20 protein-coding genes, 1 tRNA gene and 1 pseudogene are annotated in these 23,138 nt (G+C 39.2%); 12 read left to right on the top strand and 10 right to left on the bottom strand.

Translation table 11 applies throughout. The annotated features are described in order from the left end of the window. The 3 genes from ABID39_RS06820 to ABID39_RS06810 form a co-directional block, all read left to right on the top strand. Positions 1–994 (top strand): hypothetical protein (locus ABID39_RS06820; RefSeq protein ID WP_354187287.1); only part of this gene is annotated, 994 nt, incomplete at its 5' end. A 45-nt stretch (positions 995–1,039) separates the two neighbouring features. Further along, positions 1,040–2,362, top strand: coding sequence for a Tol-Pal system beta propeller repeat protein TolB (gene tolB, locus ABID39_RS06815; protein WP_354187289.1), 1,323 nt, complete (start codon positions 1,040–1,042; stop codon positions 2,360–2,362). Between the two features lie 459 nt (positions 2,363–2,821). Further along, positions 2,822–2,974 carry a hypothetical protein gene (locus ABID39_RS06810; protein ID WP_435521311.1) on the top strand — a complete coding sequence of 51 codons (153 nt, stop codon included), beginning with the start codon at positions 2,822–2,824 and terminating at the stop codon, positions 2,972–2,974. A 633-nt stretch (positions 2,975–3,607) separates the two neighbouring features. Here ABID39_RS06810 and ABID39_RS06805 read toward each other — a convergent pair. Together ABID39_RS06805 and ABID39_RS06800 are read right to left on the bottom strand one after the other, a co-directional pair. After that, positions 3,608–3,937: an EexN family lipoprotein gene (locus ABID39_RS06805; protein ID WP_354187285.1), complete on the bottom strand. Its 330-nt coding sequence runs from the start codon at positions 3,935–3,937 to the stop codon at positions 3,608–3,610. 563 nt (positions 3,938–4,500) lie between these two features. Then, positions 4,501–5,247 carry a YebC/PmpR family DNA-binding transcriptional regulator gene (locus tag ABID39_RS06800; RefSeq protein WP_354187283.1) on the bottom strand — a complete coding sequence of 249 codons (747 nt, stop codon included), beginning with the start codon at positions 5,245–5,247 and terminating at the stop codon, positions 4,501–4,503. A gap of 384 nt (positions 5,248–5,631) precedes the next feature. Between ABID39_RS06800 and ABID39_RS06795 the strand changes: the two genes are divergently transcribed. From ABID39_RS06795 to glmM, 6 genes are all read left to right on the top strand, one after another. After that, positions 5,632–6,330 (top strand): DUF1013 domain-containing protein, encoded by a 699-nt coding sequence (locus ABID39_RS06795; protein WP_354187281.1) that lies wholly within the window; start codon positions 5,632–5,634, stop codon positions 6,328–6,330. 219 nt (positions 6,331–6,549) lie between these two features. After that, a complete protein-coding gene (gene pal / locus ABID39_RS06790; RefSeq protein ID WP_354187279.1) occupies positions 6,550–7,068 on the top strand; it encodes a peptidoglycan-associated lipoprotein Pal in 519 nt (172 codons plus the stop codon). 61 nt (positions 7,069–7,129) lie between these two features. After that, the gene (locus tag ABID39_RS06785; protein WP_354187277.1) at positions 7,130–8,461 is read left to right on the top strand and encodes a tetratricopeptide repeat protein; all 1,332 of its coding nucleotides are present in this window, start codon (positions 7,130–7,132) and stop codon (positions 8,459–8,461) included. Between the two features lie 28 nt (positions 8,462–8,489). Next, complete coding sequence (tilS, locus tag ABID39_RS06780) at positions 8,490–10,091, top strand: tRNA lysidine(34) synthetase TilS (RefSeq protein WP_354187275.1); 1,602 nt, start codon at positions 8,490–8,492, stop codon at positions 10,089–10,091. A gap of 118 nt (positions 10,092–10,209) precedes the next feature. Next, entirely contained in the window at positions 10,210–12,375 is a 2,166-nt protein-coding gene (gene ftsH, locus ABID39_RS06775) for an ATP-dependent zinc metalloprotease FtsH (protein ID WP_354187273.1), read from the top strand. Positions 12,376–12,837: 462 nt separating this feature from the next. Next, a complete protein-coding gene (gene glmM, locus ABID39_RS06770; protein WP_354187271.1) occupies positions 12,838–14,223 on the top strand; it encodes a phosphoglucosamine mutase in 1,386 nt (461 codons plus the stop codon). Positions 14,224–14,597: 374 nt separating this feature from the next. Here glmM and ABID39_RS06765 read toward each other — a convergent pair whose 3' ends face one another. Together ABID39_RS06765 and ABID39_RS06760 are read right to left on the bottom strand one after the other, a co-directional pair. After that, positions 14,598–15,041, bottom strand: coding sequence for a hypothetical protein (locus tag ABID39_RS06765; RefSeq protein WP_354187269.1), 444 nt, complete (start codon positions 15,039–15,041; stop codon positions 14,598–14,600). A 3-nt stretch (positions 15,042–15,044) separates the two neighbouring features. After that, a complete protein-coding gene (locus ABID39_RS06760; protein WP_354187268.1) occupies positions 15,045–15,371 on the bottom strand; it encodes an ElaB/YgaM/YqjD family protein in 327 nt (108 codons plus the stop codon). A gap of 796 nt (positions 15,372–16,167) precedes the next feature. Here ABID39_RS06760 and ABID39_RS06755 point away from each other — a divergent pair. After that, positions 16,168–17,049: a MotA/TolQ/ExbB proton channel family protein gene (locus ABID39_RS06755; protein ID WP_354187266.1), complete on the top strand. Its 882-nt coding sequence runs from the start codon at positions 16,168–16,170 to the stop codon at positions 17,047–17,049. After that, on the top strand, positions 17,046–17,645 hold the full coding sequence (locus ABID39_RS06750; RefSeq protein ID WP_354187264.1) for a biopolymer transporter ExbD: 600 nt from the start codon (positions 17,046–17,048) through the stop codon (positions 17,643–17,645). The genes ABID39_RS06755 and ABID39_RS06750 overlap by 4 nt, the downstream gene beginning before the upstream one ends. Before the next feature lie 96 nt (positions 17,646–17,741). Here ABID39_RS06750 and dut (ABID39_RS06745) read toward each other — a convergent pair. The 5 genes and pseudogenes from dut (ABID39_RS06745) to ABID39_RS06725 form a co-directional block, all read right to left on the bottom strand. Beyond that, positions 17,742–18,040 (bottom strand): annotated as a pseudogene (gene dut / locus ABID39_RS06745) (dUTP diphosphatase); the annotation flags it as partial. A gap of 45 nt (positions 18,041–18,085) precedes the next feature. Continuing rightward, the gene (gene dut, locus ABID39_RS06740; RefSeq protein WP_354187262.1) at positions 18,086–18,640 is read right to left on the bottom strand and encodes a dUTP diphosphatase; all 555 of its coding nucleotides are present in this window, start codon (positions 18,638–18,640) and stop codon (positions 18,086–18,088) included. A gap of 477 nt (positions 18,641–19,117) precedes the next feature. Then, positions 19,118–19,924 carry a VIT1/CCC1 transporter family protein gene (locus ABID39_RS06735; RefSeq protein ID WP_354187260.1) on the bottom strand — a complete coding sequence of 269 codons (807 nt, stop codon included), beginning with the start codon at positions 19,922–19,924 and terminating at the stop codon, positions 19,118–19,120. A gap of 390 nt (positions 19,925–20,314) precedes the next feature. Next, positions 20,315–20,905, bottom strand: a complete 591-nt coding sequence (locus ABID39_RS06730) for a disulfide bond formation protein B (RefSeq protein ID WP_354187258.1) — start codon at positions 20,903–20,905, stop codon at positions 20,315–20,317. Between the two features lie 12 nt (positions 20,906–20,917). Next, entirely contained in the window at positions 20,918–21,526 is a 609-nt protein-coding gene (locus ABID39_RS06725) for a YqaA family protein (RefSeq protein ID WP_354187256.1), read from the bottom strand. Between the two features lie 274 nt (positions 21,527–21,800). On the opposite strand from ABID39_RS06725, the gene ABID39_RS06720 reads away from it, so the two are divergent. Then, positions 21,801–21,885 (top strand) — tRNA-Leu (locus ABID39_RS06720). An 828-nt stretch (positions 21,886–22,713) separates the two neighbouring features. Here ABID39_RS06720 and ABID39_RS06715 read toward each other — a convergent pair. Then, entirely contained in the window at positions 22,714–22,932 is a 219-nt protein-coding gene (locus tag ABID39_RS06715) for a hypothetical protein (RefSeq protein WP_354187254.1), read from the bottom strand. Positions 22,933–23,138 lie beyond the last annotated feature (206 nt).

Genomic DNA, 23,138 nt, shown 5'->3' with positions numbered 1-23,138 from the left:
GGTTACACCAGAGGTGCCCTTAGAGAAGCCAGAGGTTGCTGAGAAGGTTACACCAGAGGTGCCCTTAGAGACACCAGAGGTTGCTGAGAAGGTTACACCAGAGGTGCCCTTAGAGAAGCCAGAGGTTGCTGAGAAGGTTACACCAGAGGTGCCCTTAGAGACACCAGAGGTTGCTGAGAAGATTATGCCAGAGGTGCCCTTAGAGAAGTCAGAGGTTGTTGAGAAGGTTACGCCAGAGGTGCCCTTAGAGAAGTCAGAGGTTGCTGAGAAGGTTACACCAGAGGTGCCCTTAGAGAAGTCAGAGGTTGCTGAGAAGGTTACGCCAGAGGTGCCCTTAGAGAAGAAAAAACAGAAAGAAGTAACCTCATTGCAAAAATTAGTTCCAACGTTACAAAAAGGGTCTGTAGAGAAAGAGAAAATATTCCAGAATTCTCCCAAAATTGTACTTCCAGAAAAATCTCTTCTTCCACATTTAAAACCAAAACCTGATAAACAATCTGCACTCCAAAACGCACAAGCTAAGAAAAATTCCCAAACAACTGATCAAACCATTGAAGATATTTTGGCAATGGAAGAAAATGATCTGCTCAATCGTGCGCGTACGCAAGGAGGGGGAGCAAAGCGTTCTCATACACCAGAAGCTTTGGGGGCAAGAAAAAAAATTTCAGATACCACAAAAATGGCACAAACGTTGGTCAGTATAGTGGGGGGGTGTATTCAGAAAAAGCTTAGACTTGTTGCTCTTGGTGGAGATTTAAAAAATCGTCCGGTGGTGCGTTTGCGGTTTTACCTAGATCGTGAAGGAATGGTTATGGGAGATCCAATCGTTGACGTATTAAGTGGTGCTGAGAGTCAGCAAACTATTATGATAAGGCAGGTCTATGCAGCGGTTTTTTCATGCCAGCCTTATACAGAGCTTCCACGCGATCAGTATGATTTGTGGGGGCAAGGCTTTGATTTTAATGTTGATCCCCTTCAAGAAGCGATACGGTAAAATAGAAAACATTTATTCCGCCCGATGAAAGGAAGCAGAGCTATGATAGTTACGACGAGATACACATTTTTTTCTTGGCTTATTGTCACTTGCTGTTTGTGGCTTTCGAGTTTTTCATCTGTTCATGCACAGTTGAAAGGTACTATTTCTACGGCTGATTTTAATCCTATTCCCATTGCAATTCCAGATTTTATTTCTAATGATTCGATTGGATTAAAAATAGCGGCTGTGGTTACCGATGATCTTGAAAGATCGGGACTTTTTTTACCTCTCGATAAGAAATCCTTTTGGGAAAAAATCTCCAATCCTAACAAACAGCCAAATTTTTCTCATTGGAAAAAAATAAAAGCGCAAGGTTTGGTTACGGGGCAAGTTATAAGAGAAATGGATGGACGATTGAGAGTCGATTTTCGCTTATGGGATGTCTTTGGACAGCGTCAACTCATAGGACGGCGTTTTTATACAGCTACAGAACGCTGGCGGCGTGTTGCACATATGATCGCAGATCAAATTTATCGTGAGATGACCGGAGAAAGTGGTTATTTTGATACACGGATTGTTTTTATAGATGAAACAGGACCCCAGGATGCACGTATCAAACGCTTAGCAATTATGGATCAAGATGGAGCAAATTTGATCTATATTTCCGATGGCAGTGAGTTGGTACTGACACCACGGTTTTCACCAAAACGACAAGAAATCGCATATATGGCTTACGAGAACAATAAAATACCTCATGTTTATCTTCAGCAAATTGAAATGGGGCAAAGGGAATTAATCGGCACCTTTAACAATATGACAATTGCTCCGCGTTTTTCTTCTGATGGGCAAAAAGTGATTATGAGCTTGTTGCAAAATGATGGAAGTGCAAATCTTTACACGATGGATCTACGTACCCGCACAATGACAAGGCTTACAACAACTTCAGCCATTGACACTTCAGCTTCTTATTCGCCTGATGGAACACAAATTGTCTTTTCATCAGACCGAAGCGGAAAACCACAACTTTACACAATGAATGCCGATGGTAGCAATGTGCAGCGAATTTCTTCAAAAGAGGGAAGTTATTCTACACCCATTTGGTCACCACGTGGTGATTATATCGCTTTTACAAAACAATTAGATGGACAGTTCTCTATTGGTGTTATGCGCCCTGATGGACAAGGAGAACGGATTTTAACCACAGGATTTCACAATGAAGGACCAGCTTGGGCCCCTAATGGTCGTGTGCTGATGTTTTTCCGAAAAAATCCGGGGATGGGACCAAAACTTTATACGATTGACATTACTGGGCGCAATGAACGTCTCTTGCCAACGCCCAATGATGCTTCTGATCCTGCATGGTCACCATTGCTCGCTATACAGTAAAATACGCTGCTTGATAAAAACAAACAAATGGGTTCTCATGAAGAAAAAGTATAACGACAGATATATTGGAAAATTGGAAAGAGGATTGTTGCATTTCCAACTGATTTGTTTCAATACATTATAAACTTTATATCTTATACACTGTCGTTTTGAAATCATAAAATTGAGAGAAAATCCCTTAGAAAATAATCCCTCAAAAAAAATGAAGAGAAAACTTTTATGTTTTTTATTAAATATGTTGAGAATATACAAGAGAAGTTTTGCCATTGCAGTGTAGTAATTTAATAGCAATACATTGATTTATAACGATAATTTACTGTTTTCATATTGAATTAAAAGCCCTGAATATTGTAAGATTTGCTCACTTCAAACCCATTTATTTTGAATCAATCAAAATGACTCATTTTCACACCATAATCGGGACGGCTGTGTGGGTAATTGTATAGGAAAAGATTAAAAATGCTTCTTATGAATCGTCTTCATGCAAGAGCTGTAGTCATATTGGGAGCTGGAAAACAGAATGATGGTGCCAGTTTGCTCCCTCATAAGCGTGAAGATGGTGTGCACAATGGCTTTTACGCTATATTATTTACAGCTGTTGTCGCAAAATGAACTTGGGAGCATTGAGAGATCTATCTTTAAAACAAATCCGTGAAACTGCAACCCAATGGCGTTCTATTTTACGTGATTGGGGCGTTGACTTTTAAAGAAGATAAACGCCTCATGAAGTAAAGAATGCTATTGGGTTTGCTCATTGTGTATTTTTTTATTTACGCTGTGGTAGATCAAAACATGTTGCAACTTTAGCATCGAGGTGTTTTAGGGGTTGGTTTGGTTGTGTCTAAAATGGAAATACAGCAAATCTTAATACTCCTCCAATACCACAAAAAAACGATGATTATGCAGGTCTCTCATGCTCATCATTCGCCTTAGATGGAATCGAAGTAAGAATTATTGCTGCGAACACAATTGCAGACGAGAAAAATAAAAAAATTGAGTGATAAAGACTAGTATGCTTTTTGTATTCGTATTTTTCTTCATGGCATTATTATTTTTATTGCGCAGGTAGAGTTTTAAGAAAAACATGTTTTTCAATTTATCCGAATAAATGAGAAAAGGATGTCTTCAAAATCCGCTTCTTTAGCTTCGGGTTATGACAAAAAATCTTGGGGACAACCCTTTTTTAAAAAAAAAGAAAGAGTCTACGGACTCTTTCTTATATATTTTGTATTTTAAATTTATTATTTAATTGTCTTTTAAAACATTCTCTTCATCTGTGGAAGGAGATGGTTCATCTGTGGAAGGAGATGGTTCATCTGTGGAAGGAGATGGTTCATCTGTGGAAGGAGATGGTTCATCTGTGGAAGGAGATGGTTGTGAGAAAAACATTTCATTATCTGCTTGGAGTACATTTTGACAATTTTTAGATTTTTTATCAGCTTTTCCTGAGCGAAAACACTTTTCTCCCCACTCGTTTCTCAATTTCTCATCTTTTTTAAATTCTTCAACGCTGTAGGTTTTTTCACAGCTTGCTACAAATAACGCTATGATACTTAATAAAACAACTTTTTTCATTTTTCCCCTTTCTTGGATATATTAAATAGCCATTTTTCTGCTGTTTTAAGATATTTTTGTTGTCGTTATATCATCAGAAGAAAAAAAGCAAATTTTCATGCAAAAGAGAAAAAGTAGATTAGGAACGTTGTTGTTCCACTATTCGTTGATAAGAATGTTATAACAGAAAATACTCTTAAGCCAAAAAGATCTAAGAATATTGTAATAGTAAGTATTATTTTTCATAAAATAGAGAACTATAAAAGAACTAATCTCTCTTTACTTGTTTGTATTTTGGGCACTGACTTCCTCTCTTTCATTTATGTTACTTCTTACATCAAATGATAGTCAATATAATCAGAAAGTAACCAATGAGAGGACTTTGCTCTATGCGGATTTCTCATTTAAGATGTAAAATGGCTAGATATTCTTATGAATCAGTATATTAGTCTTTATAGCCTATGGTAGAATAAAGAACTGTACGCTTGTCTATAGAGTGAGTGAATTATGTTTATCTATAGAGAGTGAACATCAAAAGAGGCTCTCATGAAAAGAGAGCACACATAGTGATGATTTTGTAGAGATTATACCGATAGTTTTGCCAAAATTTCATCGCTGACATCAAAATTGGCATAAACATTTTGCACATCATCATCTTCTTCTAAGGTTGCAATAAGCCGTAAAACGGATACAGCTTTCTCTTCATCTATTGGTGCAAGAGTTGTTGCTTTCCAAATAGTTTTGATTGATTCTGCTTCACCAAGTTTTGCTTCAAGTATTTTAGAAACTTCACCAATATTTTCAAATGCGCAGATAATATGGTGTTCTGTTTCATCTGATTGTACATCTTCAGCTCCAGCTTCGATTGCTGCTTCCATGATGTTGTCTGCTGTTCCTGCTTCTGGCTTATAGATTATCTCACCGATCCGATGAAACATGAAGCTCACAGAACCAGTTTCTCCTAGAGCTCCACCTGATTTTGTAAAAGCAGCTCGCACGTTGGAAGCAGTACGGTTGCGGTTATCGGTTAAAGCTTCCACAATAACTGCAACACCCCCTGGACCATATCCCTCATAGCGCACTTCATCATAATGTTCTACATCATTGCCTGATGCTTTTTTAATTGCGCGTTCAATATTATCTTTTGGCATCGATTGTGCTTTAGCATTCTGAACAGCAAGCCTTAAGCGTGGATTCATCGCTGGATCAGGAGCACCTTGTTTTGCTGCAACTGTAATTTCTCGTGCAAGCTTGGAAAATATTTTTGAGCGCATTGCATCTTGACGCCCTTTACGGTGCATAATATTTTTAAATTGTGAATGGCCTGCCATAGTCTTCCTTCCAGTTTGAGGGCTTTCCTTTCAATTGGGAATCCTTAAATTTAAGGCAATAAAACACAGATTCCACCAGAATTGAATGCGCCACAGTATAAGGTGAAGTGATCAAACAAATTCCTTATAAGAAAATTCACCTGAAAGGTAAAGAGACTCTCTTGAGGATCATTAAAAGACACCTCTCTTGTCGTACATCAAAAATCAGGCTATAACAGAATGTAATTTCATGGCAAAAATGGTTTATTCCCTAAAATGGTTTATTCCATGTCTCACTCTCTTATAAAGTGGGTAAAGAGTGCCTAACGTATAAAAAGACACCAGTGCTCCAAAGTGGGCAATAATCAGCCTTAAAAAGAGGCAAATTAAGAGGATATTATAGAGATGGCAACGCAACTTTTGATGCCCAAAGCTACAGCTGTTTGGTTGGTTGATAACACAGCTCTTTCTTTTGATCAAATTGCAGAGTTTTGTAAATTGCATGTGTTAGAAGTGAAAGCTATTGCTGATGGTGAAGCTGCTCATGGTATCAAGGGGTTAAACCCTATTAGTTCTGGACAATTGACACGCAGTGAAATTGCACGGGTAGAGGCTGATAAAACTGCGCGCTTAAAAATTTCCGAGTCTAGGGTTCATATCCCAGAAAAAAAACGTAAAGGGGCACGTTATATCCCCCTTTCTCGGCGCCAAGATCGTCCTAATGGTATCTTGTGGTTGGTGATGAACCATCCCGAATTGAAAGATGCACAAATTGCACGCCTCATCGGAACAACAAAAGCAACAATTGAACAAATTCGCATGAGGACCCATTGGAATAGTGCTAATTTGGTTCCTCTTGATCCTGTAGGATTGGGATTATGTTCACAAATTGATTTCGATTTAGAACTCCAGCGCGCTGCAAAAAATCGTCCTGTTTCTGCAGAGGGAGATATGTCTTTGCTTCCAGCTTCAGTGACGGAAAATATTGCTTTCGACGAAGAGGAAAGCGAGGATCATCTTAATAAGAATTTTGATGCCGATAAAGTTTTTGCAAAATTAAACGCTTTGCAAAAAAAACAACAGGATGATGCAGAAACAGAATAATGTACGATTATGACAAAAAAAAGCGCAGTTTCTCGTGTGTATCAGAAGCTGCACGTGAAAAAGCAGTGGGAATTTAAAATGATAACGAAAAAATGAGAGAAAATTTTGCTTTCATTAGGAATTAACAACTATTCTTAAAAGAAATAAACAGCAATTCTTAAAGCATTGTTGAAAAAGTATATCCTTTCAATTCCCAATCTTTACAAGGAGAATCAATATATGCGCTCTACAAAAAGTATTATCCTTCATCCTTTAGCTATTGCTTTGTTTTTTTCATTGTCTTTGGTTGGGTGTGACAAAAGAAATGTTGGTCAATTTAAAGGTATGAATGCTTCTTATTTAAATGATGCTGAGCTAGATTCAGGGCCAGGTTCAAGGAAAGAGTTTACAGTGAACGTTGGAGATCGCGTTTTCTTTAGTCTTGATTCTTCTTCTATCGATGCTGATGCTGAAAGTATTTTAATGCGTCAAGCAGAATGGTTGCTTCGTTATCCTTATTATTCTATTATGATCGAAGGTCATGCTGATGAGCGGGGCACACGTGAATATAATTTGGCACTGGGACAACGTCGTGCTGTTGCTGTACGTAATTATTTGATTTCTCTTGGTGTGTCTACACAACGGATTCAAACAATTTCTTACGGAAAAGAAAGGCCCGTAGCAGTGTGTGATGATATTTCTTGCTGGAACCAAAATCGTCGTGCGGTTACAACTGTTCGTAATATGAGTGGTCGTTAAAAACAAACGTTTTTTTTAACCGTTAGATTGATTCTTAACAGAAGGGAAAGGAATCATGTGGATGTATCGTAAAAATTGGAAAATTTTCTTTTGTATGGCAGTCCTCATAGCTTGTTTTTCGTCGTCTGCTCAAAGTGCAGCGCGCAAGGCTTCTCAATACTCTACTGATGATGCCACGAAAACTAATGATGCTGCAGATAAGGCGACTGGTGCTGCAGATAAGGCGGCTGGTGCTGTAGATGGGGCGACTGGTGCTGCAGATAAGGCGGCTGGTGCTGTAGATGGGGTGACTGGTGCTGTAGATGGGGTGACTGGTGCTGTAGATGGGGCGGCTGGTGCTGTAGATGGGGCGGCTGGTGCTGTAGATGGGGCGGCTGGTGCTGTAGATGGGGCGACTGGTGCTGTAGATGGGGCGACTGATGCTGTAGATGGGGCGACTGATGCTGCAGATGGGGCGACTGATGCTGTAGATGGGGCGACTGGTGCTGTAGATGGGGCGGCTGGTGCTGCAGATGGGGCGACTGATGCTGCAGATGGGGCGACTGATGCTGCAGATAAGGCGACTGATGCAATGAATAAGGCTATTGATAGTGAGGTGGAGAAAGCTAGTGTGGCTGATCCTGCTTCTCTTTCCTTTCAGGGAATGATTCACAGTCGGGAGTTTATTCTAGAAAATCAGAAGGCTCTGTTTAAAGATTACGATTTAGATACACTCTTGCAGAGCATACAAATGGTTCTTGAGAAGAACGATATAAAGGATGTTCAAAAACAATTCCATCAGCTTTTTGATAAAGAAAACTCTTTCGTTTATTCTTGTTCTGCTGAGAATGCTGCTTTGGACGAAAACTGGCAGGCTGCAAAGGAAAGAATGGTTCAGGAGTATGACACGCAAAACAACCAGAAAACTGTTGCTGATGTGAAGAGCCATGATTACGAAAGCCATTTGCAGGAAGCGCAGGAGCGCTTAGAGAAAATGCATGAAAAAAGCAATCATGCTGAATCGAGTCAGGGCAAAGATGATCCTCTTCTTTCTCCCAAAGCATTGTATAAAAAAGGCTATGATCTTATTCTTTCTGCCAAATATGCCGAAGCTGAAAAAGCCTTTTGCGCTTTTCAACATCGTTATCAAAAAGATCCTTTGAATGATGAGGTTTCATTTTTGTTGGCAGAATCTTTGTTGGGACAAAAACGTTACCATGAAGCAGCACAAGTTTATCTCACTGCATGGTATGCAGATAAGAAGAAGCTCTATACTTCCGAAGTTTTGCTGAAATTAGCAAGGAGTATGGTGGCTCTTGATCAGAATAAAGAGGTTTGTGCAGATCTTGCAAAAAAATCAACATACCACAACAACACATTAGGGGCTGTCTTTTGTAAATCTCTGAATTTGTAAACCTTAAAGAGGAGCGGAGCTTTTCGCAGTGCACATTAGACTAGCAGGAGATCTCTTTAAAACATCGGATTTTATCCAGTGTCAAAAGGTGATTCTTGCAGTTTCAGGAGGGAGTGATTCTTTAGCTTTGCTGTTTTTGGTCAACGACTATGTGAAAACTCTCTCTTTTCCTCCAGAAATCATTGCTGTTACTGTTGATCATCAATTGCGTAAAGAATCAGCTCGTGAGGCGGAAAAAGTTGCAGAAACTTGTCATGCCCATCGCATTAAACATATCATTGTGCGGTGGGAAGGCGAAAAGCCAAAAACCTGTATCGCTTCAAGTGCTCGTGTTGCACGCTATGACCTCTTGTTTCAAGAAGCGCAAAAACAAGGCGCGGCGCTTATTATGACAGGACATACGCTCAATGATCAGGTTGAAACTTATCAGATGCGGTATCAGCGTTTCCAAAAAAGTGCATGGGGGCAGCAACAAGAGCCTAGGGAGCGTGAAAAGTTTTATATGGGAAGCAATGTTGGGGGAGGGCAGCAGCAAATTTTTGTAGATGCTCGCGATAGCAGTATGCGTGGTAAGTACTTATCTAATAGGATGTGTGCTGGAGGTCATGTCGGGGAAGAATTACGAGAAGCCATTGAGGATATGCGTAAAAAGGTTTGTTCCGCAAAAACTGGAAAAAATATTGCACAAAAAAGCTTTCTTATGGATGAAAAAAACTATGGAGTGATCTATGAACGTGGTTTATCTTGTATCCCGCGTGAGGCTTTGTTGCGTCGAGAAATACGCTTGATTCGTCCACTCCTTGGTGTAAAGCGCAAAACATTGCGTGCTTATTTATGCTTAAAAGGCAAAACGTGGATCGATGATCCAACAAATCAAGATCTCAATTTTGAACGTGTGCGTGTGCGTCAAGCCCTTCAGACACAAAAGCTTACCGATATTGCACAAAGAATTCATGAAGCCACACTTAAACGCCGTCAACAGGCACGAAGTGTTGCTGATTTGATTTTAGCTCTCGATATTGCTGTTGAATATGGACGTTGCTTTATTGCAAAGCCTACGTTATTCTTACAAAAACATCCATGTTTTCCATTTGTTGTTGGGCTTTTTGCTGTCCTGATGGGTGGCGGTTTTTATTTGCTTCCGACTCAAAAATTAAGGACGCTTATTCAAAGGCTTTGTCTCATCTTTCCTGAAAAGCAACGCTTGACATTGGTTGGATCTGTCATTGAATATAACAGAAATGGGATCACTGTTTGGCGTGAATCTCGAAACATGAAAGAGGCAATTATTGCACCAAGAAAAACTTTTTTATGGGATGGGCGTTATCAGATTACCAACCATGAATCTCATGCCATAAAGGTTGGATCGGCAAGTTTGGAACAGTTGAAATCTTTATTTCAAAACAAAAGTTTTCAGCTTGAACATCCTCATTTTCCGTCGTTACAATCGTTGCTGATGATTTCAAGTGATAAAGGCTATGATATTCCAGAGTTGACTTATCAGAACTTTTCTCATCAAAATGTTTTCATCAAGCGCGTTATGGCACCTTTTGATTGGCTTTTATCACGCGAAGATGCCGATTTTGTGAATGTTGTTGAACCTTTTTTTAATTTTGAGGTGAAAAGATGAAGAAAAATCACTCTAAAAAAGAATAAACATCCTCTCATACCTTGGCAAGGGACAGACAAGGTTATATGTTAAGAGGAACTATTTAAGATCTATAATATTTGATTAAAGTGGGCTGAATATGAATTCTAATTACCGCTCTCTCCTTATTTGGGGAATTATTGCCTTGATTTTGATTGTATCCTTTTCTCTCTTTAATGGAGGGGGGCAGCGTTCTGGGGGCGGAGAGATCTCCTATTCTGAATTTTTGCAAAAAGTTGAGAATAATGAGCTTAAAGCTGTAACCATTCAAGGTCAAAAATTAACAGGACAAACTGTCGACCATAGAGTTGTTTCAACTTATGCGCCACGCGATCCAGGTTTGATAGAAAAGTTGGAAAACAAGAGTGTTAATGTCAAAGCTATTCCTGAAAACTCTGGAAATAGCATCTTTCTCAATCTTCTCTTTTCTTTATTGCCTGTTATTATTATCGTTGGGGCATGGGTCTTCTTTATGCGGCAGATGCAAAGTGGATCACGTGGGGCAATGGGATTTGGCAAATCAAAAGCAAAATTGCTCAATGAAGCACAAGGGCGGGTTACCTTTAAGGATGTCGCTGGTGTTGAAGAGGCAAAGCAAGATCTACAGGAAATTGTCGAGTTTTTACGTGAACCACAAAAATTTCAACGCTTAGGGGGACGTATCCCACGGGGCGTTTTGCTTGTTGGTCCTCCAGGAACCGGTAAAACTTTGCTTGCACGCTCTGTGGCAGGCGAAGCCAATGTACCATTCTTTACCATTTCAGGGTCTGATTTTGTTGAAATGTTTGTCGGTGTTGGTGCAAGTCGCGTGCGTGATATGTTCGAACAGGCTAAAAAAAATGCACCATGTATTATCTTTATTGATGAAATCGATGCTGTTGGACGTCATCGTGGTGCAGGACTAGGGGGTGGAAACGATGAACGTGAACAAACCTTAAATCAGCTGCTGGTCGAAATGGATGGTTTTGAGCCCAATGAAAGCATCATTCTTATTGCTGCAACAAACCGTCCCGATGTGCTCGATCCTGCTTTGTTAAGACCAGGACGCTTCGATCGGCAAGTGGTTGTACCAAACCCCGATGTTTCAGGCCGTGAGCAAATTTTAAAAGTCCATGCACGAAACGTCCCTTTAGCTCCTAATGTTGATCTGAAAGTTTTAGCAAGAGGAACACCAGGATTTTCCGGTGCTGATTTGATGAATCTTGTTAATGAAGCTGCTCTTATGGCTGCTAGCCGCAATAAAAGAGTCGTGACAATGCAAGAGTTCGAAGATGCAAAAGATAAGGTGATGATGGGAGCTGAACGTCGTTCAACTGCTATGACACAAGAAGAAAAGGAACTCACCGCATATCACGAAGCTGGACATGCTATCGTCGCTCTTAATGTCCCTGTTGCAGATCCTGTCCACAAAGCAACAATCGTACCAAGAGGAAGAGCACTGGGAATGGTGATGCAATTGCCTGAAGGTGATCGCTATTCCATGAGTTACCGGTGGATGATTTCTCGTTTGGCTATTATGATGGGTGGACGTGTGGCGGAAGAATTAAAATTTGGAAAGGAAAATATTACGTCCGGTGCTTCTTCCGATATTGAACAAGCGACAAAGTTAGCGCGTGCAATGATCACACGATGGGGATTTTCTGACATCCTTGGAAATGTTGCATATGGTGATAATCAGGATGAAGTCTTTTTAGGACATTCCGTGGCACGAACGCAAAATGTTTCTGAAGAAACAGCACGCATGATCGATGCTGAAGTGCGTAAACTGATTGATGAAGCTTATACAAATGCTACAAAAATTCTGAAAACAAAAAAGAAAGAATGGTTCGCTCTTGCGAAAGGTTTGTTGGAATATGAAACTCTAACTGGCGCTGAAATTAATGAAGTCATTGCAGGAAAACCTCCTTCACGAACACAAAAAGATGAGAACTCTTCTCCGCGTGCTTCTTCAGTACCTAAAATTGGAGCCAATGAGGAAAGTTCCAATGCAATAAAAGCCGAGAAGGCAAATGCTGAGAAAATAAATGCTGATAAAGAAGGTGATAATAAATTAGAGGTAGAGACAGTAGAGAAAAAAGTTGAAAAGAAAACAACAAAATCTGGTAATGCCAAATCCAGTAAGGTTGAGTTTACAGGAGATAAATCTCAGGGAACTGTAAAAAAAGCACCAAGCACTAAAAATATTGCCAAGGCAGTAAATCGTTCTAAAATTAAAAGCAGTTCTGAAAAAAAATCAGATTCTACAGGATCCGATAAAGATAAATAGGAACTTTCTAACGATCGTTGAGTTGCTATGTTTTGGGGAAGATTTTAAGTGAAATTCTTTGAGAAAGGCGCGAGCAAAACTCGCGCCTTCAAAGCAATGTTAAGAGTATGTGCGTAAGGACAGCTTTATGTCCGCGGGATTGCAGTGCGTGCGTAGAGGTGTTTTGTGGGCTGTTATGTGAAGCAGGGATCGTAAGGTTCTTTTTTGTGCTTTTTGAAAGAACCATATGCGTAGGATAATACTGCTTTAAAGTAATACTGCTTGAAGTATGGGGTAGGGAAGCAGAATTGGTGAAGTAGGTGTGGTTTTTAGAGGAAATAGAGTTTTTTGAGATGGCAGGTATCTTGGTTGTCTGAAGGAATGAAGAGATGTCAATAATCTTACTATATTGAGAATCTCGTTGTGCCAAGGTTTTGCTTTGTTAGGGCTGAAAGACAGGAATCGTATGTAAAGGAAAGAGGGATGGCACAAAAATATTTTGGTACAGATGGAATTCGTGGCAAAGCCAATTCTTTTCCCATGACACCAGATTTTGCTATGAAAGTAGGAATGGCTGTTGGAGTTTTGTTTCGTTCACAACATCAGTCCCATCGTGTGGTGATTGGTAAGGACACTCGATTGTCTGGTTATATGTTGGAAAATGCTTTGGTTTCAGGACTTACAGCTGCAGGGATGGAGGTTTTCTTATTGGGACCAGTTCCAACGCCTGCTGTTTCTATGCTTTGTCGGTCACTTCGTGCTGATCTTGGAGTGATGATTTCTGCTTCTCATAATCCTTATTATGATAATGGAATTAAACTTTTTGGTCCCGATGGGTTTAAGCTTTCAGATGATGTTGAAGCAAAAATTGAACAATTGATCGATACAGATCTTTCAAAAGCTTTAGCCGGTTGTGCTGAAATTGGTTATGTAAAAAGAGTTGAAGGCGATATTTATCGCTATATCGAATATGCTAAACGAACCTTACCACGTGAGGTGCGCTTGGATTCTTTGCGAATTGTTGTCGATTGTGCAAATGGTGCTGCTTATAAAGCTGCACCCCGTGCTTTGTGGGAATTAGGTGCTGAGGTTTTTGCTATTCATGATACTCCAAGTGGGACCAATATTAATCAAAAATGTGGATCAACGGATTTAACTTCTCTCAAACGAAAAGTGCATGAAGTGCGTGCTGATGTGGGGATTGCGCTCGATGGGGATGGAGATCGTGTTCTCATTGTTGATGAAAAAGCGCAAACGATTGATGGAGATCAGTTGATCGCTGTGATTGCTGAACATTGGCATAAAACAGGGCGCTTACAATGCAACGGTGTTGTGACAACAATTATGTCGAATCTTGGGCTCGAGCGTTTCTTGAATGCTAAAGGATTAGAGCTTATTCGAACAAATGTTGGTGACCGTTATGTTGTCGATGCTATGCGTCAAAAAGGATATAATGTTGGCGGTGAAGCTTCAGGGCATATTGTGTTAAGTGATTTTGGTACAACCGGTGATGGCTTAGTGGCTGCTTTGCAGATTTTAGCTTGTATGCTTGAGAGCCAAAGCCCTATGAGCCAATTGTGTAAGCGATTTGAGCCAGTGCCACAAATTTTAAAAAATGTAACGATTAAAAACAAAAATGTGCTGAAAAAGAATCCTGTCAAAACCGCTATAGATCAAACAATACAGCGTTTGGGAAAAGAAGCACGATTGGTTATCCGTGCTTCTGGAACAGAGCCAGTGATCCGTATTATGGCTGAAGGCGATGAGCGAGAAATGCTTGACGCTGTGGTGACAGAGATGATTGATGTGATTTCCCATCATGATGCACTTTCAAATTCAAAAATGGGTGCTTCAGTGGAAGGATCGTGAATATTTATAGGGCGTAGGTAGTATCATCCACAAATACGGCATAAAGCAGCATAGTGAGATCTTTGTTTCTGGAATTGGTCTGCTTATCTGCGTTATGGTTGAAAGCGCTATGACTGAAAGCGCGCAACGAAAAGCTTTAGGAGATATTTGCCGGAAGAATGCTTTGAAAAGTTGAGGGTATGACAGGTAGGGATAAAAGAATCTTATGTTCATAGGGTGGTGAAAATGGTGCCATTTCTCTGTTCAATCTTTTGTTTCAAGGTCTCATAATCAAGAGTAATATGGCTACAATATGAGTGGATGGGAAACAAAAAAGGTGTTTCCTTTCAAAGAGAAAGAAAACACCACGAGGGTTTGAAAGGAATTACATATTCTCATCTGAAAAGCCGGTCTTTTTTATCTTTTTTCCACAAAAAATACGTTGCTAGTCCAAGCACAGGGACGCTTAATTTAGAAAAAGGTAAATGCTTGCTTAGCATCGCAATACCGGAAACTGTTGCATCGGTTATAAGCTGATGGCGTTGCTCTTCTGCCTTCTTCTGTTGGTCATAACGCTGGATGGAATTGGAAAATTTGCTAAATAAAATCCCTAGTCCTGAAATGAAAAGCCAAATAAAAAAGAGCACGCTCGCTGCTGCAAGAGGCTTCATAACCGAACATAATGCAATAAAGCCTGTAATGCATAAAAAGATCAACGACATAAACAATGAAACGCCAATAACTATCCCGCAAATTGCTTGAAAGCGTATCTTTTGGGTTGTGCTTTTGATTCCTCCACCGATAAGATGGTTTAGAAGAGGAGCAATAAACATATTCATTGTTTAACGACGCAACAATTGAGAAAGAATAAAACCAACGCCTGCTGCAAACAGAACGCTTTTTCCAGGATTTTTACGAACGCATTGATTCATGCTTTGTTCAAGATTACCAATGGTTTCTTTTGCTTGTGATAAAACGTCTTCACTGTTTTCTTTCGCAGAGTGATACAATTTTTCAGCTTTGTTTTTAACAGCATTCAATTTGTCTGCACCAATATCTGTCAGTGTCGAGGTGATTCCTGAAATCTCACTCCCTAACTTCTCAAATTGTCCTTGCAAATTTTTTTCTCTTGCCGTTTTATTATTCTCTGTTGTTTTTTTGTATGCCATGATATTTTTTCCTTTCTGACTTACCATTACTCATTATTTCGTGTTTTCACTGTGATTGTGATTATTTGCTTTGGAGTCAAAATGTTCACTGCTTAGGTAACGCAAAATATTTTTTTTAGTTCCCTTACATTATTCAACTTTAAAGTTTTTTCAAAATGAATCTTGTTTGACTATACAATCACTTTTGCAGATGAGTGATATGATGGATCTATCGGGTGGTGCCATCTTGTATTTGTTAGCATTCTTTTATGCATGAAACACCATTTTATGCATAAAATACCATAATGATATTTTTAGCTCCTAATGGAGTTGGTGATTTTGTATAAAGGCAATAATTTTGTTCTTTTGGTTGCTATCTTCTCGGGAGTTCTTTTTGTGATTTGCAAGCAAATAGTCTTTTCTGATTTTGCATGAGAAAGGTCATCTTCTATCAGAAAGATTGAAATAAAATATTTCTGTATTTTCGTGTAGCTATTTGGCAGGTAGAAATAAATTATCTTTATAAATCAATTTGTTGTTCCTTATTTACAGCGGCTCATTGAGGGATAAAAATTATGAGCGTTGAAGTATCTTGTGCGATAAACTTAATTTGATGAGATTAATTTATTAAGAAAGAAAGAAATTTTCTGGAAAAGTCTTTCTTATAGGAGATATTTTCTAAAATAAAACTATACTTGATTTATCAAGTTTTATTCTCTAGATTAACACGAAGCGATATTAAACAGGTAGTGTTGTGCAAAAGTAATGTTATGGGGAGGTAGCTGTAAAACCAAAAAGATAATGATGTGAGATAAAAATGGAATCTGAGACAGGACCCTTAGAAAGTACGTCTGCTGTATTTTTAGCACATGATTTTTCTCCTTTTTCTATGTTCATGGCAGCTGATTGGGTGGTGAAAGCTGTGATCGTTGTTTTGTTGCTTGCTTCTCTTGCATCTTGGACAATTACCTTTGTTAAAATCGTTGAAATCGTTCTGGTAAAACGAAGAGCCCATTATGAACTTCAATTGGTTCTTCAGGCTCAGACCCTTGCGCATTTGGCTGCTGGATTGAAAGAGAGTAAGGGTGCCGGTATGTTCTTTCTCAAAGAAGTGCTTAAAGAGGTCTATCTTTCTACACAGCAGGCTGATTCAATAGGAGCTGAAACGGCAGGAGCTGAAACGGCCAGTAAAGATTTTGGTGAAAGAGTTGGCCTAAAACAAGAGACACAAACCGTTATTTATGAAGATTCTTTCCTCTATGAAAAAATCGATCAGTATGGAGAAATTGCACATGAGATGAATGAGAGTGTAAAAGAAAGAGTGCATTCGCTTTTGTCACGCTGCTTACTGGCTGCTACGCGTCGTATAGCATGCGGAAGCGCTATTCTTGCAACCATCGGTGCTATTGCTCCTTTTGTTGGTCTTTTTGCAACTGTTTGGGGGATAATGAATTCTTTTATCGGTATTGCTCAGTCTCAAACAACACGGCTTGATGTTGTCGCTCCTGGAATTGCCGAAGCACTTCTTGCAACAGCTATCGGGCTTTTTGTAGCTATTCCTGCTGTTATTATGTACAATAGCCTTATGCGTGCTTTGAGTAGTTATCGCAACGATTTAGGCGATATTGCTGCTGCAATTGAAAGACTCTTAAGCCGTGAGCTTGATAGACACAGACAACAGAAAAGTCGTAAAAGATGAAAGCAAGCTTTAATGATAATTGGGAAACAGATGATGGTGGGTTGCACAACGAAATAAATGTAACCCCTTTTATTGATGTCGTTCTGGTGTTGCTTATTGTTTTTATGGTGGCTGCACCTTTGGCAACATCCGTTATTCCGGTTCAACTTCCTTCTATAACCCAAGTGCCTACGGTGGCTCAACCTGATGAGCCTCTTTACGTGACTTTGCAAAAAGATCGTTCTCTTTATGTTGGTGATCAGCTTGTCAATCAAACAGATTTTATGGAAACTGTGTTAAAGGCAACAGATCAAAATCTAGAAACAAAGATTTTGATCAAAGCTGATGCCGAAATTGATTATGGAGCTGTTGTGGATTTGCTTAATCAAATACGAACTGCTGGATATACTAAAGTCGGTCTTATGGGGTTGCAAAAATCTTCTCATATTGCTGCAAAAGATGCAGTTGGTGATAGAAAACTGGGCAAGACAAACACAGTGGTTGGCAATGTAGGGATAAATGCAACAGGTGACGCAGGTGCTACAGGTGTTGCGGCCACAGGTGCTGTGGTAAACGCCAATAATTCTGTAATGGGATCGGTTTCTCCTGTAGAGTAAAGTGTTCAGTCATGAGTGGGATTGTTGACGTTACCTGTTAAGTCAAGCTCCACCCGTTAAGCGAATCTTCCCTTGATATTTTTCTCTTTTGGTACTTTAGCTTTCCGTCTCGCTTTGGAGATCTTCTTTCTGATCGGGATCAATGACACAAACATTCACTTGCATAACTGGTGCAATGACCGTTTGTGCAATGCGCATGCCACGTTGAATGGTAAAGTCTTCTTGTCCCAAATTCACAAGAAGAACTTTCACTTCTCTGCCGGCTAATCACTGTCAATTGTTCCGGGTGTGTTTAAGCAGGTGATGCCATGTTTTAAAGCTAAACCAGAGCGTGGACGTATTTGTGCTTCAAATCCAGGTAAAAGGTGAAAAACGAGACCCGTTGGAATAAGTGCACAGCTTAAGAGACAGGACGGTGGTTTTTCTTCATCAGGAGTTTGTTAGTCTTGACCCGTTGAACCAAATCCTCCTGCACCTCGGCTTCCTGTCTCGCTTTGGAGATCTTCTTTCTGATCGGGATCAATGATACAAACATTCACTTGCATAACTGGTGCAATGACCGTTTGTGCAATGCGCATGCCACGTTGAATGGTAAAGTCTTCTTGTCCCAAATTCACAAGAAGAACTTTCACTTCTCCGCGGTAATCACTGTCAATTGTTCCGGGTGTGTTTAAGCAGGTGATGCCATGTTTTAAAGCTAAACCAGAGCGTGGACGTATTTGTGCTTCAAATCCAGGTAAAAGGTGAAAAACGAGACCCGTTGGAATAAGTGCACGTTGTCCAGGGGTAAGAACAATAGTCTCTTCTTCACGAAGTGCTGCACGGAGATCAAGACCAGCAGACCCTGCTGTGGCATAGTGAGGAAGCTCTAAACCTTGCCCATGCTCAAGGCAATGGACGGATAAAGTCACTTTCCCTGAAGGGTGAAAAAAAACAGGTGAGGAAGAAAGGATCTCTTCGTTGTTTAACTGCACATCGGCTCGCGTGTGAGGCATGGTCAATGCATCTCCAAAATATAAAACAAATCTAAAAAAGAATAAGCATCACTTTAGCAAAAGTCGCTCATAAAACAAGTCGATAAAGGTCTGTGGATAAAGGTCTAGCAGATGAAGGTTGTTTTCAGTGTCCGTTTAGAGAATATTTTTTAGATACTGCCGAGAAGAATATTTGTAACAAATGAGCTCTCCACAAATTATAACCTATAAAAATACGTGCTAAAAAGGGGAAGATATTAATCTTTTTGCACTCTTTCTCATGAAAAGTTGGTGGAAAAAGTGATCCTTCGAGCTTGTTTATTCAGAACCTGTTTCAGATATTGCCGATAAAAATACTTGTGGAAAAAACGCAAGCTCTCCAATGTAACTTGTAAAGATGCAGGACAAAAAGAGAAAGATATCACTCTTTTTGCACTCTTTCTCATGAAAAGTTGGTGGAAAAAGTGATCCTTCGAGCTTGTTTATTCAGAACCTGTTTCAAATATTGCCGATAAGAACTCCTGTGGCAAAAACAAGAACTCCACCAATGATAACCTGTAAAGATGCACGCCAAAAAGGAGTCGACATGAATTTATTTTGAATCCAAACAATCGCCAACAATTCAAAAAAAACAATAATAAATGCAATAATTGTCGCGATGTAAAAAGAGTTGATCAAATAAGGAAAAGTGTGACCTAATCCTCCCAACGTTGTCATAATACCGCTGGCAAAACCTCTTTTGAGTGGAGAACCACGACCCGATAATTTGCCGTCATCGTGAGCTGCTTCTGTAAAACCCATTGAAAGACCTGCTCCAACCGAAGATGAGAGGCCTATCAAAAAGGTTTGATGTGTATCACCCGTTGCAAAAGCAGCAGCAAAAATCGGTGCAAGAGTAGAGACAGAGCCATCCATTAAACCTGCAAGACCAGGTTGAATCCACGTTAAAATGGTCTGTTTTTGTGTTTTTGATGGTTTCTTTGTCGCGCGATTGTCCAATTGTATTCGAGAACTTGTATGATGCGAGTTTCTTATTACAAGAGAAGATCCACCACACAATGAATCGAGAGCTTTTGTACGACCGCTACAAGAAAAGTAAAGAAGATTCTTATAATTTCTAAGCTCTTGTAGGCCTAGGGCTGTGAAAATTGTTGCTTGCCTAGAAGAATAAGATCTTAAAGCTTTCGCATATTTTAAATAGAACGCTGCATGCTGTTCTTTTGTTTTGAGTGCTTGAATGAGCATCTTTTGTGCTGAACGAAAGGATAGAGCTTTACGCTGTACAAATGAAAATAAATTCAACATTTTCTAGCCCTTTGTACTTTAGAATAATTCTAAGATATAAGATAAAAAAAGTGAAAGTCAATCTAAAATGTAGAAATCAGAAAAAGCAGCGATGGAAAAAACGCTGGTATGTAAAGAAAACAAAAGACTCAATAAATGGAGCAATAAGGAGGATAAAATAAGTTGGTAAGAAAAACTGTGTGAAAAAATGAAATAAGGAGAAAAATGCTAGGCCGCTTTCTGGAAATCATTTCAATCAATGGTGTTAAAGCATGTCGTGAAGAGTGAGGTGCTATGGCGCTGTGTGGAGATTATGGCGCGAAGTGTAGGAAGAAGTTATCGGAGAATGGCTTCTAGTATCTGGAGTGGGAGCGAGGTATGTTTTGGCTAGAGACCACTGGTGCACGTGTTTTACTCTTCATTTTTGCTCTTACAGTTTTTATGGTCCGACAAAAGACCTTTTGAAGCAACATAAAAGCTGATAAGCATGTAAAATAGACTGGCAACGACATTCCAACCGGAAAAAGAAAGAAAAAGAAAATGTGCTGACGCTTCAGAACAAGAAGGAGGATGGATATTATTCAATCGGTCAAAGAGATTGTTAATATCTGTTATCCTGTTTGTTGCTCTTATTCCACAACTAGTAGGAGCCGGCCAAAAACCATATTCAACACCCGCATGATATGTCGCTAAAATAAGGCTGATGGTCATTAAAACAAAGACACACAAAAATAGAAGTTGGATCCAAGAATACATGCGGGAAAACCATGTTCCAATACCCGCTAGAATTAAAAATGGTATGGCACCATAATATGGCAAACGCTCAATGAGGCATAAATCGCAAGGAAGATATCCTCCTATATATTCAAAGCCAAGAGCTAAACCTATCGTCGCAGAGAGGCAAAAAGCTAGAAAAAAAGCCCATAAACTTTGCTCTTTTCTACTGAGAGTAAAATGAAGGTGCTTGTTCAAACTACGTTGAAAAAACAAAATGCTGGGCATTGAATATATTCCTTAAAACAAAAGGTGCTTGTTAACAAAAGCTATGGAAAATCCGTAAATAAGCAAAACACTAACACAACCAATCAAGACAATCCATTTAAAATAGCGGGAAATAAAATCCATTGCTTGCTTTCCAAAACGTTGAACGAGCCATGCTAAAAGGTAGAAACGAGCTCCGCGGGCAAGAATACAGATAAGAATAAAGAGTCCAAGATGCACACTCATGGCACCTGCCAAAATCGTAACAATCTTGATAGGTGGAAGGTGTAAAAAACCTGAACTTATCATTAAAATAATCAGAAATTGCAGGGTGGTATTGCTTTGTAACGATTGAAAACTTTCAACTTTACCATAAAATTCCAAAATCGGTTTGGCAAGGGTGTCATAGGCAAAATGACCAATAAACCAGCCCAAAATTCCGCCTAAAACAGAACATAAAGTGGCAATAAGAGCGTAGCGATAAGCTTGAAGAGGACGAACAAGCGCCATCGGAAGATATAAAACATCTACCGGAATCGGAAAAACAGAACTTTCAATAAAGGAAATAAAACCAAGCCAGTAAGGCGCCGTACGCCGACTTGCTAAAGAAATAGTCCAAAGCTTTAGTTTCTTTAATATCATGGCGACTTTTATAAGTCTAAGAGGTAAAGACTTTACAAATTGTACTTTATAAATTTGATAGTTTAAGCCGCTCATGGAGCCAGTGGGGAATATTTCCAAGATCGATAGGGAAAGTATTCTTAAGATCAATAGAGAAAAAGACGAATAGAGCAAAAGACCAATAGAGAAAAAATAATACGAATTCTTAAAAAAGCAGAAATCTGATGTTGACGAATCTATCCTTCTTCATATAGTGCAGAGGAATAATCGACGGTTTTGTCTTTTATTAAGTGATGCGGGTGTGGTGGAACTGGTAGACGCGCCAGACTCAAAATCTGGTTCCGAAAGGAGTGTCGGTTCGAGTCCGACCACCCGCACCAGTTATAGGTTTTCTATAATATCGCGTGATATCGCTGTTTATTTCATTTATAATGCATTGTTTTTGTTTCTTAATTGTCTTTTTTATACGATTTTGATACCTGATGAATCTGTCAAAAGCACAATTCAAAAAGTGGTTAGGAAAACAAGAACACGTGATAGATTATCCGCCTTATCTGTAAAAAAATTTGCCTAAAGGTAAATATGCGGATGGAGCTGGATTATGGCTCATCAAAACCGCATCATTTTATTCATTCTTTCATTTCTCATTTTTATATCTAAGTCCTTTTCCAAAGGGGATTTCTGCTATGTATATGGCTCTTGGAGATGGGGCATCACACGTATAAATCTTAAAAATATAACATTTCCTCTGTTTAATTTCGGGTTTCTTTTACTGAAAAAAGCGGGTTTCTTTTACTGAAAAAAGAAAGTGTCTCAACAAACAGGTGAGGAAGTGCAAAATTGAATGGAAGGCACAAAGATTACCCTAGGATCATTAAATGATCACGGAGGTTGTCAGCAAATATGGTGCAATTGGGATGCCCATGTGTTCTATTTTTAAGCATTTTTGATATTTTATTACTTACGCGCTTTTTTGCCTTAAGGCAAGGCATTGATTTATAATGATAATCTAGCATTATTCATATTGAATAAGAGTCCCGAATAATGTAAGATTCTCTCATTTCAAACCTGCTTATCTTGAATCAATCAAAACCACTCATTTGCACATAACAAGTGGGATGAGTGTGTGGATCAAATTTGTATAAAAAAGGACTAAAAATGGCTCTTATGAACCTACTTAAAGAACGCTTTTTAATCGCAAGGGATATCTAATTCTTGGAGAACCACTGTTTGAAATGAATAAAGATATTGTCTATTGCATCCGTAAGACGAGCAAAATTAAGGATCAGCAGAAAAATGAAAAATGCTATCCATCTCATAAGGCGGGACATCATTTTCATACCTTGATAGGTCCGTATTATTTCTTGCAGCATTTCTTTTTCTGTATCCGTGAGCTCTATTGGTTTTTTCAATTTTTTTCTGGCCATGCTTCCATCCACATAAGTGTTCACCTTGCTTGTTATGCTTTAAGATCTCTCTTGCTAAGTTTGAACTGATGACGTTCACATCTTGTTTTTCTACATAAATGGGGAGCCAACCAACACAAGAAGAAATATATTTATTTGTTGCGCAACCAGTCAGAGAGCTCAGTACGCACATCAGTATCATTTTTCTGATTAACTTCATTTTCCGT

The organism is Bartonella japonica (assembly GCF_040545385.1).
GTDB lineage: Bacteria > Pseudomonadota > Alphaproteobacteria > Rhizobiales > Rhizobiaceae > Bartonella > Bartonella japonica.
This window is presented reverse-complemented; position numbering and strand designations above follow the sequence as displayed.